Annotated in this window: 17 protein-coding genes; 11 read left to right on the top strand and 6 right to left on the bottom strand. The window is 41.3% G+C overall.

Features of this window, described 5'->3' with window-relative positions:
- Positions 1–59: 59 nt before the first annotated feature.
- Both M3O96_RS13505 and M3O96_RS13500 read right to left on the bottom strand, forming a co-directional pair.
- Positions 60–350 carry a winged helix-turn-helix domain-containing protein gene (locus tag M3O96_RS13505; RefSeq protein ID WP_249721231.1) on the bottom strand — a complete coding sequence of 97 codons (291 nt, stop codon included), beginning with the start codon at positions 348–350 and terminating at the stop codon, positions 60–62.
- A complete protein-coding gene (locus M3O96_RS13500) occupies positions 347–964 on the bottom strand; it encodes a hypothetical protein (RefSeq protein WP_249721229.1) in 618 nt (205 codons plus the stop codon). The genes M3O96_RS13505 and M3O96_RS13500 overlap by 4 nt, the downstream gene beginning before the upstream one ends.
- Positions 965–1,479: 515 nt before the next feature.
- On the opposite strand from M3O96_RS13500, the gene M3O96_RS13495 reads away from it, so the two are divergent.
- Together M3O96_RS13495 and M3O96_RS13490 are read left to right on the top strand one after the other, a co-directional pair.
- Complete coding sequence (locus tag M3O96_RS13495) at positions 1,480–1,965, top strand: low molecular weight protein-tyrosine-phosphatase (RefSeq protein ID WP_249721226.1); 486 nt, start codon at positions 1,480–1,482, stop codon at positions 1,963–1,965.
- Positions 1,958–2,833: a fructosamine kinase family protein gene (locus tag M3O96_RS13490; protein WP_249721224.1), complete on the top strand. Its 876-nt coding sequence runs from the start codon at positions 1,958–1,960 to the stop codon at positions 2,831–2,833. The genes M3O96_RS13495 and M3O96_RS13490 overlap by 8 nt, the downstream gene beginning before the upstream one ends.
- Here the strand turns inward: M3O96_RS13490 and M3O96_RS13485 are convergent.
- Complete coding sequence (locus M3O96_RS13485; RefSeq protein WP_249721221.1) at positions 2,822–4,096, bottom strand: aspartate kinase; 1,275 nt, start codon at positions 4,094–4,096, stop codon at positions 2,822–2,824. The genes M3O96_RS13490 and M3O96_RS13485 overlap by 12 nt on opposite strands.
- 57 nt (positions 4,097–4,153) lie before the next feature.
- On the opposite strand from M3O96_RS13485, the gene fbp reads away from it, so the two are divergent.
- Entirely contained in the window at positions 4,154–5,194 is a 1,041-nt protein-coding gene (gene fbp / locus M3O96_RS13480) for a class 1 fructose-bisphosphatase (RefSeq protein ID WP_249721219.1), read from the top strand.
- A gap of 6 nt (positions 5,195–5,200) precedes the next feature.
- Here the strand turns inward: fbp and M3O96_RS13475 are convergent, their stop codons facing one another.
- The 3 genes from M3O96_RS13475 to yihA form a co-directional block, all read right to left on the bottom strand.
- Positions 5,201–5,506: a hypothetical protein gene (locus tag M3O96_RS13475; RefSeq protein ID WP_249721218.1), complete on the bottom strand. Its 306-nt coding sequence runs from the start codon at positions 5,504–5,506 to the stop codon at positions 5,201–5,203.
- Between the two features lie 87 nt (positions 5,507–5,593).
- A complete protein-coding gene (locus tag M3O96_RS13470) occupies positions 5,594–6,037 on the bottom strand; it encodes a DUF5606 family protein (protein WP_241143179.1) in 444 nt (147 codons plus the stop codon).
- A gap of 310 nt (positions 6,038–6,347) precedes the next feature.
- On the bottom strand, positions 6,348–6,956 hold the full coding sequence (gene yihA, locus M3O96_RS13465) for a ribosome biogenesis GTP-binding protein YihA/YsxC (protein ID WP_249721217.1): 609 nt from the start codon (positions 6,954–6,956) through the stop codon (positions 6,348–6,350).
- 598 nt (positions 6,957–7,554) lie between these two features.
- Here yihA and ubiE point away from each other — a divergent pair.
- The 8 genes from ubiE (at position 7,555) to M3O96_RS13425 (ending at position 13,451) form a co-directional block, all read left to right on the top strand.
- Entirely contained in the window at positions 7,555–8,277 is a 723-nt protein-coding gene (ubiE, locus tag M3O96_RS13460; protein ID WP_249721216.1) for a bifunctional demethylmenaquinone methyltransferase/2-methoxy-6-polyprenyl-1,4-benzoquinol methylase UbiE, read from the top strand.
- Complete coding sequence (porT, locus tag M3O96_RS13455; RefSeq protein ID WP_249721215.1) at positions 8,226–9,011, top strand: type IX secretion/gliding motility protein PorT/SprT; 786 nt, start codon at positions 8,226–8,228, stop codon at positions 9,009–9,011. Before ubiE ends, porT begins: the two co-directional genes overlap by 52 nt.
- Before the next feature lie 181 nt (positions 9,012–9,192).
- Entirely contained in the window at positions 9,193–9,951 is a 759-nt protein-coding gene (locus tag M3O96_RS13450; RefSeq protein WP_249721214.1) for an SDR family NAD(P)-dependent oxidoreductase, read from the top strand.
- A gap of 98 nt (positions 9,952–10,049) precedes the next feature.
- Entirely contained in the window at positions 10,050–10,715 is a 666-nt protein-coding gene (locus M3O96_RS13445; RefSeq protein WP_502798916.1) for a M15 family metallopeptidase, read from the top strand.
- 142 nt (positions 10,716–10,857) lie between these two features.
- Positions 10,858–11,613 (top strand): ThuA domain-containing protein, encoded by a 756-nt coding sequence (locus tag M3O96_RS13440; protein ID WP_249721211.1) that lies wholly within the window; start codon positions 10,858–10,860, stop codon positions 11,611–11,613.
- A gap of 205 nt (positions 11,614–11,818) precedes the next feature.
- Positions 11,819–12,301, top strand: coding sequence for an RNA polymerase sigma factor (locus tag M3O96_RS13435; protein ID WP_249721209.1), 483 nt, complete (start codon positions 11,819–11,821; stop codon positions 12,299–12,301).
- Positions 12,301–12,621: a hypothetical protein gene (locus tag M3O96_RS13430; RefSeq protein ID WP_249721207.1), complete on the top strand. Its 321-nt coding sequence runs from the start codon at positions 12,301–12,303 to the stop codon at positions 12,619–12,621. The genes M3O96_RS13435 and M3O96_RS13430 overlap by 1 nt, the downstream gene beginning before the upstream one ends.
- A 23-nt stretch (positions 12,622–12,644) precedes the next feature.
- Positions 12,645–13,451: a hypothetical protein gene (locus tag M3O96_RS13425; RefSeq protein WP_249721204.1), complete on the top strand. Its 807-nt coding sequence runs from the start codon at positions 12,645–12,647 to the stop codon at positions 13,449–13,451.
- Positions 13,452–13,495: the final 44 nt, after the last annotated feature.

The raw sequence follows: 13,495 nt of genomic DNA, 5'->3' as shown, positions 1-13,495 counted from the left end.
AAATAGGGATAAAGATTCAAATCCCTCTCAAAAGGAATTTTCACCCTGAGGCAAAAAATTTACTTTAGTAGGTTTTCTATTGCTTTGAGGTGTTTGATAAATGCTTCTTTTCCAGAGTCAGTGACCATGTATTTGGTATTTGGTTTTCGGTCCACAAATTCCTTCGTGTAGGTGATGTAACCTTCTTTTTCCAAAGTTTTGAGATGGCTAGCGAGGTTGCCATCGGTGGCATCGAGGATTTCTTTCAAGGCATTGAAATCCAGGAAATCATTGACCAGCAAAGCTGACATGATTCCCAGCCTCAGCTTGTTTTCAAAAGCTTTGTCCAAATCCTTGAGAATGTCTTTCACGATCCGTAGCGGTAGTGCATGATGATGCCGTACACAATATGCAACAGGCCAAAACCGATTGCCCAAAATAAAAGTCCAAATCCGATAAAATAGGCCGAAAGCAAGCCAAGTGCAATTTCGATAAGGCCCAGACTCCTGATTTCTTCATGGGTATATTTGGAGGCATTGACCAATGCAAGACCATAAAAAATAAGTGTTAACGGGGCAATAAACCCTATAAATCCCCTTGAAAGAAAAATGAGGCAAAGTACACCGCCTGTGACCAAAGGGATAGACAAGTTGATCAGCAACCTTTTGGCTTGGGAATTCCAGACTTTTTGGTTGGCTTTTTTTGCTTTTTGGGCGGTGAAAAATATTCCCGCACTGATCGCCAGGATCAAAATCACTGCACCAAGTCCTATCAATGAAACGATGGATTCTGAACTGAGTGTCACTACCTGGTATCCATAAAAATCACTTTCTGTGTAGATATTCCGGTAGGCATACCAAGCTCCTACAAGTGCAATAATCCCGGCAGCGATTCCTGACAATCCGCTGAGCGAAATAAACTTGGAAGACCTGTCCATGATCTCTTTGATCTGCCGGAGGTCTTGGATATATTTTTCTTTTTCCATTTAAAAGTACTTTGTAATTCAAAGTACAATAATTAAAAAATAGAAACCAAGAGTTTAGAAATATTTATGGAGAAAAGCTCTCTTGCCTTTATCAAAAACTTTGTATCAAACAGGACGGAAGACCGAAGATTGGCCGGCTAATTCTGGAACCCATCCTTGATCTGTAAAGCCATTTTTTTTTCGACTTTACTCCATTTATTTAAAAAAATTGATTTGGTTCAAGAGACGCTAATCCATTTGGTTTTTCTCTGTTCAAAAAATTGGTTCAAAAAAAAATTTAAATTTTTATCAGAATTTTGTTTGGTTTCTTTTCTAGTTAAACCATAAAACTTTATATAAATAAGGGAAATGTTTAATTTTTTGAGAAGTTATAGACCCAAATACATGCTCAATCCAAATTATGTTTTGATTAGGTATTTATCTTTTTAAGCTGTCTTTCTTTTCATACAAAGACATCCACAAAAATTTTATAACTTGTATTCCCTTTCACCTCGAAATTGTATAAGCCCTGTAGTATGGTCAAAGTCTTGTTCATTTGTTTAGGAAATATTTGTAGATCTCCCTTAGCGGAAGGGATTTTTAACCATAAAGTCAATCAGCTTGGACTTGAAGGGAAATTTACAAGCGACAGCTGCGGTACCTCGGATTACCATATTGGCGAATTGCCTGACGAAAGAACCCTCGCCTGCGCCCAAAACCATGAAATCGCAATCTCCCACCGTGCTAGACAACTAAACCGCGTGGATATCCGCGAATTTGATTACCTCGTAGCCATGGACATGTCCAATAAAAGGAACATCCAAACTGTCATGACGAGTCACAATATCAAACATGAACAGTTGTTTTTGTTAAGGGAATTTCATCCCAACCCAGACCATATCGAGGTTCCAGATCCTTACTATGGTGGGGAAGAAGGTTTTGAGCAGGTTTTCAAGATAATCGATGAATCGCTCGACCATTTTTTGGAGCGACTCAAGGTAGACCATAACATTTATGTTTGAGTCCAAAGAGGTCTTTGAAAGGCTTCTTTTTCTAAGTTTTGGTCCTTTAGTAAAATTAAAACAGGCCCGACTTATCGCTGCAGGCAATGTCAATCAAGGAGTATTGTTGGAGACGTCTGATGGCCAGTTTTTTTTGAAAACCAATTTTGAGGAATCAAAGGATATCTTCGAAAAAGAGGCTGATGGCCTGAATATAATGCGGGCCCATTGTCCCTTAAAAATTCCCGAGGTTTATAATTTTGGTCGGGATGAATCTTACAATTTCATTTTGATGGAATGGATTGCTGCTGAAAAGACAACTGCCACTTATTGGCAGGAGCTTGGTCTTGGCTTGGCACAGATGCACATGGCCACACAATCTGATTTTGGCTATAAAATCCCCAACTACATCGCTTCCATCCCCCAACAGAACGAACCCAACTATTCTTGGTCTGAATTTTTTGTTCAATCCAGGTTAGACCCACTGATCGGAAGGGCATATTATGAAAGTCATATTGATTTAGATTTTTTGAAAAAATTCCAGAAGATTTATCCGGTTTTAGAAGATTATTTTCCGAAAGAAAAGCCCTCTCTGCTACACGGCGACCTTTGGTCTGGGAATATCATGCGGGGGAAAAAAGGAGTTCCGGTCTTGATCGATCCGGCAGTTTACTTCGGTCACCGGGAAATGGATCTCGCCTTTTCAAGGATGTTTGGTCCCTTCGAGGAGGAATTTTATGAAGCCTATGACATTTTCTTTCCTTTGGAACCGGGATTTAAAGAACGGGTGCCTGTGTACAACCTGTACCCGCTTTTGGTACATCTCCTTCTTTTTGGCAAAAGCTATTTGCCCGGCATAGAAAAAACCGTCAGCAAATTACTCAGCTAGTGGCTTGACTACAATCTGAAAGGTCGTTCGGGTAACCTGTTCCAAAAGCACCTCTTTAACCGACATCAATTCTTCAGTAATCTTGGTGTTATGATTTTTGACTGTAATCAATTGAAGTGATTCATTGTATCGGATATCAAAATCCTTTGCCAAGGCAGCAATCAGTCTTTCCATTTTGAAAAGCTGCTTGTCAATCACAATCGAAATGCTGATGGCGGAAGTTTGCAAAAGATTTACCCTCAGTTTGAGTTTTTCGATTTCGGTATAGACCTGATGGATATGGGATTCATTGATAAAGGTAAAATCCGTCACCCGAAAGCTGACCAAAACCTGTTCATCCTTTACTACGATGCAGGGAACGGTATTTGGTTTTTCCACATGGTGGATTTGGGTCCCGCTTCCGTCGGGATTCAAAAAAGATTTGACAAACAGCGGAATGGAAAGGTTGGCCAAAGGCTTGATGGTCTTAGGATGGATTACGGATGCGCCATAATAAGTCAACTCGGCCGCTTCCCTGTAATCCAATTCCTCAAACTTTACTGTATTGGGGAAGCGCTTCGGGTCGGCATTGAGTACACCTTCCACATCCTTCCAGATGGTGACTGATTGCGATCGGAGGCTGTGTGCCAAAATAGCGGCGGTAAAGTCCGAACCTTCCCTTCCAAGCGTGGTGGTTTTTCCTTTATCGTCCGAACCAATAAATCCTTGTGTGATAACAGGGAATCTCTCCAACTTTGCCATCAGGTGTTTTTGGCATTGGGCAGCGGTTTTTTCCCATTTGACCTTGGCAAACCTATAATCAGTGTCTGTGGAGATGATCTCCCGAGCATCTTGCCAAAGGCAAAAAATCCCTTCGGCACAAAGGTATTCCTGTACAATCCTTGAGGAAATCAGTTCTCCAAATGAAACTACCTGATCGTAATATTCATCATAGTTTTCTTTGCTGAGTGGTTTTTCTAAGATCCTGTCGAGTTGGGAAAAGAAATTCTCGATAGTAGGGAAAATGAGGGATTCTGGAACGAAAAGTTCACGGCAGATATCAAGGTGGTAATGTTTTAACTTTGTACTATTCTCATAAAATGGCTTGTCTTCTAATTTGAGATTTAGTAGTTCCTCAAGGGCATTTGTGGTTTTGCCCATGGCAGAAACAACGATCACAGTATGATTCCGCAATCGATTGAATAAAATTTGACGCAAGTTTTTGATACTTTTGGCATCTTTCACCGAAGCTCCGCCAAATTTGAACACAAATGTTTTTGACATAAAAATTAATTTGTAATTTTAAGTTTATAAACCCAATACTTGCATTTTTCCTATACTATGAAAATCAAACATTACATCCCTTCTGATTCCTCTTTGGCGTATTCTGTCGGCACCACTTTGGACCGTTTTATCAAAATGAAACAAGAGGAATTTTCTTTTGCCTCCGGGGAATTGTCCCAACTGCTGAGAGATATCGCCCTTGCTACCAAGATTGTAAACCGCGAAACCAACCGGGCAGGTCTGGCAAATATCGGTGGCGCATTTGGACAAACCAATGTGCAGGGCGAAGAACAGCAAAAACTCGATGTCATCGCCAATATTCGATTTACGCGAGCCCTGACCAAAGGTGGCGAAGTCTGCGCGGTCGTCTCCGAAGAGGACGATGAAGTGATCGACTTACAAAATGGATCCGGTAAATATGTTGTGGCTATTGACCCTTTGGACGGTTCCTCCAATATTGATGTGAATATCTCGATCGGGACGATTTTTTCCATCTATAGGAGGGTTACTCCGATCGGAAGTCCCATCCAACCTGAGGACATCATGCAGCCCGGCAACCAACAGGTGGCGGCAGGCTATGTACTCTATGGCTCCTCGACGATGTTGGTTTATACTACCGGGCATGGTGTCAATGGCTTTACCTATGAACCATCATTGGGTGAGTTTTTCCTTTCCCATCCAAATATGTGTGCGCCAATAGATGGGATTATATACAGCGTGAATGAGGGAAGTTACAATCTTTTTGAACCGGGACTAAAAGGCTATATCGAAAAATGTAAATCCCAAGAATACAGCGCTAGGTACATCGGAAGCTTGGTGGCGGACTTTCACCGCAACTTGCTCAAAGGCGGCATTTACATGTATCCTGCCACCGCAAAATCTCCAAAAGGAAAACTCAGACTTCTCTATGAAGCCAACGCTTTGTCCTTTATCGCCGAGCAGGCAGGCGGGATGGCAACAGATGGGCATGGCCGGATTTTGGATATCCAACCCACCTCATTGCATCAGCGGACCCCTTTGTATATCGGTTCAAAAAAGATGGTGGAGGAAGTGGGGGAGTTTTTGAATGTGGGAAAAGTATCTGCCGTAAAGAATTAAAAATATTCAGCTTTCTGAATACTTCCTTCTGATTTCGGCTTTCAGGATTTGTCTTGCGACCAAAGCACGCGCAAGGTCGGAAGCCAAAGTCTCAGGGTCGGAGGTGTGGAGGATGGTTTTCAGTTTTTCTTCCCCCAAATCAACCCTGTAGCAAATCTGAAGGAGTTTTTCGAAATCTCTATCAAGCATGGTTTTGATCAGGGGAGTCAGCAGAGAAACCAAATCTTCATCGGAAAAGGCTTCCACGATTGCGGGAAGCGCAAAATCTTTTTGAAGGGAATGGGCGACTTCTATGATCAAAGGGTGATTCATGCTAAATCGTAGTTTGGTATAAACAAAGAAAGTGGGGAAAGACCCCACTTATATTCTAAGATTTGAACCTCAATATTTTGATTGAAATCAAGCTTCCGGTTCTGTTTCTTTGGTTTCTTCAGTGTTCTCAACTTGATCTTCCAAAACTTCGGGCGCATGTTCGCGGATGATTTTGTACCAAGCGACGAGTTTCTTGATATCAGATGGATATACTTTTTCTTCGTCAAAATCAGGAAGCACATGCTTGAGAAATGCTTTGAGTTCGTCGGCATCTGCATCCGCATCCAATCCCACATCTCCTTTGAATTCTTTTTCGATACTCTTCAGGATATTTTCCAAAGGAGTTGCACCTTCTTCGGTCATGGTGTACATGGAGATTTCGGCAAGGACAGATACCCTGTGGTTGGCACCTGCGATGAGTTTGCCTTTTTTCTCGTCCATGGATTCGAGGATGACACCTCCACGTGAAGGTTTCAGGATTTTATAGAGACCCGGTTTACCGGAGATGGTAGCGATTTCGTTGAATTTCATTTTCTAATTTGATTTAAAGGCTGCAAATATAGGAAGATATTTTTATGGGAATAATTAGCTTATAACTATCCTTTGGATATTGATTGATACTGGATACTAATTGATATTACTTCGGATTCAGAATTGGTTTTTGGAATTTGAAGGGCAACTCTCTTTTTTTTTTCCTTTTAAAAGAATTTCGGAAGAAGAGAAACCGTCACTAATTTTTTATCTTTTTAATCTGTAAATGAATGGGATTGGGCAATATCCTAATATCCAATATCAACAAATATCTTAATATCAATAAGTACCCATTTTCAAAATAACCAAATCACTTTTTCGATTCCAAATATTCCCTGACTTCTCCTTCAATGAACGCACTCAGTTCCTCGCGGCCTTCTTTCTTTTCGGCGGAAGTGATAAAATATTGGGGTTCTTCGCCAAAGATTTCGATGGCTTTATCTAGGAAAACACGGGCATTGGCAGTGGATTTTTCCATTCCTTGTTTGTCAGCTTTGGTAAACACCAAGACAAAAGGAATTCCGTTTTCCCCACACCATATTATAAATTCCAGATCAATTTTCTGTGGTTCGAGTCTGCTGTCTATCAGTATGAAAATGGCCGCAAGGTTTTCCCTTTTGGTCAGGTAATTTCGGATCATTTTTTCCCAAGTTGCTTTCATAGCTTTGCTTGCCACTGCAAATCCATATCCCGGCAAATCCACCATATACCACTTGTCATCAATGTAGAAATGATTGATCAATTGGGTTTTTCCGGGTTTTTGGGAGGTTTTCGCCAATCCTTTGTGGTTAGTAAGCATATTGATCAAAGAGCTTTTGCCTACATTGGAACGGCCTATAAATGCAAACTCCGGTTTATCCGGTGCCGGGCATTTTGAGTAGTCGGTGTTGCTGGTTAAAAAGGTCGCTTTTTTGATCATGATTGGAATCGTTTGCCACAAAGGTAAGTCATTTGGGTTAAAAATAGTCAAGCCACCACAAGAGCCAAGATTCGAACTGTTTTTGGAGATTTTCAAATCCTCATCAAGGTCATTTTAAGTTTTTAAATTGGCGTTACCATTAAAAAAGGAATGAAGGTTGTTCCTCCGTCAATCTGAGTGGTCAACATTGATTTGAATGTTCAGAAAGAGTAATGACATTAATGTGAAATAAATTGGCCTCGTCCACGATAGCGATCGGGATCGGCCACCGCGGTTGTTCTTGGGAGAGGGGCAGGAGGGGAAAAGCGGCGGTGCCACTTTTCCCCTCCTGCCCCCTAAATTGCCAAACACTAGTTCCCCGAGCTTGCCGAGGGGGTCATTTGAGTTTATGTCATTGGTAACCGCAGCCTGCGAAGGTGGAGAATCTCTATTAATTAAGACCCTTAGCTTCACTCAGGGAGACGCCCCGCGAAATCTGTTTTTGGTAATACAAATCAAATTAAAATCCAAAGGAGGAATTGAAAAGGCTTTAATTTCCAACAATTTTCTATTGCTCGGGTTTCCTTAGTAATATTGCAGCACATTTTGAAACACGTACATGTCAGTAGTTCCATATAAAGACAAGCAGGAAGGCAAAAAAGAACAGGTTGCCGAAATGTTCAACAACATCAGCAAGAATTATGATTTTTTAAATCATTTGTTGAGCTTGGGTATAGATATCATCTGGAGAAAAAAAGCCATCAAGTTATTACAGAAGGACCAACCAAAATTGATTTTGGACATAGCCACCGGTACGGGAGACTTTGCCATTGAGGCCTTGGCACTTAACCCTGATAAGGTAATCGGGGTGGATATTTCTGCAGGAATGCTGGAGGAAGGCAAGAAGAAAATGAAGAAAAGAAACCTTGACCATATCATCGACCTCCAGATGGGTGATTCAGAGAAGTTGCTTTTTGAGGATAATAAGTTTGATGCCGTCATCGTTTCATTTGGTGTCAGGAACTTTGAAAACTTGGAGAAAGGGCTCTCGGATATGTACAGGGTGTTGAAGCCGGGAGGGAAAACGGTAATTGTCGAATTTTCCAAACCCAAAAAATTTCCGATGAAGCAAGGATATAACTTTTATTTCAAATATATTTTGCCTCAGATCGGTAAATTGGTGTCCAAAGACAATTCAGCCTATACTTATTTGCCTGAATCAGTCCAAGCCTTTCCGGATGGGGAGGATTTCCTTTCAGTATTAAAAAAAGTAGGATTTAAACAAACCCAATGCAAACCGCTCACTTTCGGAATCAGCTCAATTTATATCGGAGAAAAATAGCCATCTCCATTTTTGGCGTCCTCATTCTGATCTCGGAGGCCAGTGGTCAGTCCAGGTTTAATGAAATCAGTAAATCAGGTCAAGATCAAAATTTTATTTCCTATGGATTTTTTCTTGCGGGTCATTCTAATTCTTGGAGGTTAAAATATTCTGAGGCATTTCTTGATCCTACCAATAATGACCTGAGCAATATTCAAAGTATTGTACCAGTATTTTCCGGTGGTTTTTCATTGGGTTTTTTGGTGACTTTCAGGTTACATGACCAGCTCAACGTCCTTTTTACCCCCAAAGTCGGTTTTTACGAGTTCAGGACAGATGTAAACTATTTCACCGCTGTGCCGGGTAATGGGAATGCGGGTAACGAAATCGTTTACAAACGAGATACTTATATCAATGAGGCCACAATGGTCGAATTTCCCTTGATCTTCAAGTATAAAGCCCAAAGGTTCAACAATACAAGAATGTTTTTTACAGGTGGAGGTTCGGCCATGTTCCGTACCAAAGACCAGGATGAAGCAAATATTGAAGATATTGTCACCGCGGGAAGAGATTTTACTGTGGATGTAGGAATGGGCTTCGACCTATATTTCAAATATTTCAAATTTTCTCCAGAAGTTCGTTTTTCCCACGGCTTGCTCAATATGTACAGACCGGAAGAGTCCAATCCGGCATTCAGGGACGCCATTTCTGAAATCAGGAGAAAATCCATCACCCTCTACCTGAATTTTCAATAGTTTCCAAGTTCATAATCCACGGTCAATAGTCCATAGTCGCTACATTAGATTCTGCCCACTGAAAACTGATTACTGAAAACTGCCTACTGAAAAACTGAACACTAAACCCTCCCCAAGTCTTTTTTCCTCCTTTCATAGATTCCATATTTTATTCCATGTCAATAATTTTTAGATTCAGGCTATGGAAAGGAAAATTGCCTGCATCACCGGTGCTACTTCAGGAATAGGAAAAGCCACAGCCATTGCTTTGGCAAAATTGGGATATGCCATCATCGCTACCGGAAGACGCAAAGACCGCCTAAATAATCTCTCAAAAGATTTGCCTGTTGGGACTGATTTATTGACACTTTGCTTTGATGTCAGAGAAAGGGAAGCGGTGCAAAAGGAACTTCGAAATCTTCCTGAAAATTGGAAAAACATCGATGTACTCGTCAATAACGCCGGAAATGCCCATGGTCTTGATCCGATCCAAAGCGGAAATACCGACGATTGGGATGCCATGATGGACATCAATGTGAAGGGATTGTTGTACGTTTCCAAAGAAATCATGCCAAATATGATTGCAAGAAAGTCCGGTACAGTTGTCAATATCGGATCTATTGCGGGAAAGGAAGTCTATCCCAACGGCAATGTCTACTGCGCTTCCAAGCATGCTGTGGATGCGATTACACAAGGGATGCGGATGGATTTGAATCCATTTGGAATCCGGGTGATCGGAGTACATCCAGGTTTGGTAGAAACAGAGTTTTCCATGGTACGATTCAAAGGCGACGCCGAGCGTTCCAAAAAAGTATATCAGGGGCTTCAGCCGCTGACTCCTGAAGACATCGCCGATACCATCGCTTTTGCTGTCAGCCGACCGGGACATGTTGTATTGGCGGATATTGTGATACTTCCAACCGCTCAGGCTTCAGCCACGGTCATAACTAAGAAACTTTAATGAATTTTCCCTTGAAAAATATATCCTTCATATTCTTCCTCCTCATCTTTATTTCCTGCGAGTCCAAGATCAATGAAAAGACTTCCAACGGGGTGGAAATTGATGACTTGGTTTCTATCGGAGACGAACAGTTTAAGATCAGATATGAAGTAAGTGAACTGGAACAAAAAATCATCGATGCAGGATTGGTTGATGTGGAGGTGGTGATTCCCGGGATTTTTGTGGATTTGAAATATTCTACCACCGATAATTTCTTTGGAAAGGATGTCTATGGTGATCTGACAAGATGCTATGTGCAGCCTGAAGTCGCGGAGATGCTCAAAAAAGCCCACGAAAAACTGAAAGAAGAATATCCTGACTTGACTTTTTTGGTTTATGATGGCGTCCGTCCCCAAAGTGTGCAACAGATCCTTTGGGATGAGTTAGACAAACCCGATAGTGTAAAACCGCTGTATGTGGCGGATCCCAAAGTAGGTGGTTTGCATAACTTCGGAGTTGCTGTTGACTTGACTTTGGCTAACCAAAAAACAGGTATCACATTGGATATGGGAACGCCTTTTGATTTCTTTGGCTATCCGGCTTATCCTGACAGGGAAGCCCAGATGCTGTTGGAAGGGAATATTACCAAAGAACATATCCTCAACAGGGAAATTCTCCGGATGGCAATGAAACATGGTGGATTTACAGGAATTGGCTCAGAATGGTGGCATTTTAATGCTTTCACCCGAAAAGTTGCTGGGGAAAAATTTGCGATGGTGAGGTAGAAATTGGAAAATTACAAAATTGAAAAATTAGAAAATTGACTCTTGCCTTTCGCTACTTGTCGCTCGCCTCACGCTTCTTGCCTCTCTTCTTGTCTCTCGTTTCATAATACTTGATACTAAAATCTTAATACCTAAAAATAACATGAACCTAAAAACCTATCTTTCTTCCCTACTGCTCGTCTGCATCATGATGTTTGGCTTGAGCTTGGAATCTTTTGCTCAAAGCAATCCCCAATTCCGTGTTCTTGTTTTCAGCAGAACCAAAGGATTTAGACACCAATCCATCCCTGATGGCGTAATCGCACTAAAAAAACTCGCTAGGGACCAGATATTTGATATTTTCACCACTGAAGATGAAAGCTATATCACCGACAAAAACCTCGAGCGCTATGATGTCATGGTTATGATGAGTACCACAGGCACGATTTTCAATGACGAACAAAAAGCCGTGATCCAAAGGTTTGTCCAAGCAGGAAATGGCATTGTCGGTATCCACAGCGCGACCGATACCGAATACGAATGGCCTTGGTACACCAAGCTGATTGGTGCGCAGTTTTTGAATCACCCGGATCAGCAGACTTTGAAACTGAACGTCGTCAACCGTGAGCATCCGGCAACTTATCACCTGCCTGAAAAATGGGTTTGGTCAGATGAGATTTATGCCTTCAAAAATTTCAATCCTGATGTAAAAGTACTGATTACAGCTGACGAAAGAACTTATGATCCCAAAAACGGCATGGGAGAATTTCACCCGATGTCTTGGACCAATGAGTTTGATGGGGGAAGGATGTTCTACACTGCCATGGGTCATACAGACTGGGCATTTTTGGATGATGACTTCCTCAAACATATCTATGGGGGAATCTGGTGGGCAGCCAAAGGATTTCCAATTGATTAAAACCTTGAATTTCATCTCTTTAAAACAAGGCAGGTATACATAACCTGCCTTGTGTTTTTTTAATCTATCTATCAAGAAAACATCATATTCTGCCCATATTATTTCAACTTTATTTCAATTTACATCTACCATATTTCCTTTCATACTAAAAACTTCCTGAACATCTTGTCATATATCCCTAACTTTTTGACACTAAAGATCAGAAATGAAAAAACACTGGCTCGAAACCATCCTCAAAGAACTTCATTCCGAAGCTTACCATTGGTCGCGGCAATGTTGTTCGTTTGATGAAGAACGGGCCAAGGATGTTTTGCAGCTTGTGTATCTGAAAATACTGGAAGGCAAAGCTGTCTATAAAGAAAAATCCCAAGTGAAAACCTGGCTGTTTTCTGTGATCAGGTATACGGCTTACGAAGAATTGAGAAAGGGAAATAAAAATTCCTCCTTAGACCAGCTGCCTGACATAGCTTATGAAGATGATCTTCCAGAAAATGATTCCCATGAGGCTTTGCTCCAAGCGCTTCCGGATCGGCAAAAGGAAGTGTTGCTGATGGTATTCTACCACGACATGACTTTAGAGCAATGTGCAGAGGTGATGCAGCTGCATATCGGCACGGTACGGACACATTATGACCGCGGAAAGAAAAGACTGAAAGATTGGATTGAAAAAACAAGAATCGAAAAGTGATGAGAAACGAAACCGATAAAGAAATACAAAGCTTCTTTGATCAATTAAAGGAGAATGATCGGAAGATGGATATTCCTGTTTTCCCAGAACCAACAAAATCAAGCAGCATTAATTGGTGGATCCCAATGGGGATCGCTGCTTCTTTGGCTGTGGGGTTTTTCCTTTGGCCTCAGCAAAAACAGGAACTCAATCCTCCGGCTGAGGTAATTGTAATCACGCTTGAGAAAGATGAAAATGACAACCAACAAATCCTGATCGAAGAAAAGACATACCTGGAAACTTGGGAATCTCCCACTGCCTCCCTTTTGACTGAATACTAAACCAACAATAAATCTACTTGACTATGCTAAAGAACTATTTATTCTTGCTCCTGTTCCTCACCGTAAGCTTGGGCAATGCCCAGGATATGTTTCAGGAATATCTTTTCTCTGCGGATGTCGTCATGAAAAACCGGGATAAAATCTCCCTTTCTGATGTCCAAGCAGAGAAAATCAAAAAAATCCACAGCACCAATGCCGCGGACTTCAGTACACTCAAATGGGACCTTGATGCGGCAACCGAAAAGCTGAAAAAACTGTTAGCAGAATCCAAACCTGATGCGGTAGCTGTTTCCAAGCAGATGGATGTTGTTTTGGACATAGAAAATCGGTTGAAGAAAAAGCAGCTCAGTACTCTGGTTGCCATAAAAAATGAGCTGACAGAAAACCAACAAGCTTCTTTGAATGGGTCCAAAAATTGGATGCTATATGCTTCTCCGTCGAAGATCCCGCCTACATTTCAAAGCACGAGTCCACAATTTAGAATTGGTACAGGGCCAATAGATTCTGACAGCCCCCCCGTCCAAGAACGAGTAAAAGCCTTAACCGGCACAGCAAGCCAATCAGGAGATTGGATAATAAATGCTGATCCAAATTCGAAGATTTATCTTCAAATGGACCAAAAATCTAAAGGGGATAAACCGGTTTACTACCTTAAAACAAAAAATGGACTGGAGGAATTTTTCGATTTTGATAATATCAACCCCGGTGATATTCAAAGCATTGAAGTCCTGAAGGGTGAATCAGCAACCATAAGATTTGGGGAAAAAGCCAAAAACGGAGCAATCATTATTACTCTGAAAAAAGATAAACAGGAGGAGTTGGAGAAGTGAAAGTGAATAGACCTTTGAGGTTTTTACAAACCTCGAAGGTCTAT

The organism is Aquiflexum sp. TKW24L (assembly GCF_023502205.1).
Classification (GTDB): Bacteria; Bacteroidota; Bacteroidia; order Cytophagales; family Cyclobacteriaceae; genus Cognataquiflexum.
This window is presented reverse-complemented; position numbering and strand designations above follow the sequence as displayed.

What these genes read in the sequence shown, in the direction of transcription:
- M3O96_RS13500 (WP_249721229.1), bottom strand. Translation starts at nt 964, where the DNA reads ATGGAAAAAGAAAAATATATCCAAGACCTCCGGCAGATCAAAGAGATC.
- M3O96_RS13495 (WP_249721226.1), top strand. Translation starts at nt 1,480, where the DNA reads ATGGTCAAAGTCTTGTTCATTTGTTTAGGAAATATTTGTAGATCTCCC.
- M3O96_RS13490 (WP_249721224.1), top strand. Translation starts at nt 1,958, where the DNA reads ATGTTTGAGTCCAAAGAGGTCTTTGAAAGGCTTCTTTTTCTAAGTTTT.
- M3O96_RS13485 (WP_249721221.1), bottom strand. Translation starts at nt 4,096, where the DNA reads ATGTCAAAAACATTTGTGTTCAAATTTGGCGGAGCTTCGGTGAAAGAT.
- fbp (WP_249721219.1), top strand. Translation starts at nt 4,154, where the DNA reads ATGAAAATCAAACATTACATCCCTTCTGATTCCTCTTTGGCGTATTCT.
- M3O96_RS13475 (WP_249721218.1), bottom strand. Translation starts at nt 5,506, where the DNA reads ATGAATCACCCTTTGATCATAGAAGTCGCCCATTCCCTTCAAAAAGAT.
- M3O96_RS13470 (WP_241143179.1), bottom strand. Translation starts at nt 6,037, where the DNA reads ATGAAATTCAACGAAATCGCTACCATCTCCGGTAAACCGGGTCTCTAT.
- yihA (WP_249721217.1), bottom strand. Translation starts at nt 6,956, where the DNA reads ATGATCAAAAAAGCGACCTTTTTAACCAGCAACACCGACTACTCAAAA.
- ubiE (WP_249721216.1), top strand. Translation starts at nt 7,555, where the DNA reads ATGTCAGTAGTTCCATATAAAGACAAGCAGGAAGGCAAAAAAGAACAG.
- porT (WP_249721215.1), top strand. Translation starts at nt 8,226, where the DNA reads ATGCAAACCGCTCACTTTCGGAATCAGCTCAATTTATATCGGAGAAAA.
- M3O96_RS13450 (WP_249721214.1), top strand. Translation starts at nt 9,193, where the DNA reads ATGGAAAGGAAAATTGCCTGCATCACCGGTGCTACTTCAGGAATAGGA.
- M3O96_RS13440 (WP_249721211.1), top strand. Translation starts at nt 10,858, where the DNA reads ATGAACCTAAAAACCTATCTTTCTTCCCTACTGCTCGTCTGCATCATG.
- M3O96_RS13435 (WP_249721209.1), top strand. Translation starts at nt 11,819, where the DNA reads ATGAAAAAACACTGGCTCGAAACCATCCTCAAAGAACTTCATTCCGAA.
- M3O96_RS13430 (WP_249721207.1), top strand. Translation starts at nt 12,301, where the DNA reads ATGAGAAACGAAACCGATAAAGAAATACAAAGCTTCTTTGATCAATTA.
- M3O96_RS13425 (WP_249721204.1), top strand. Translation starts at nt 12,645, where the DNA reads ATGCTAAAGAACTATTTATTCTTGCTCCTGTTCCTCACCGTAAGCTTG.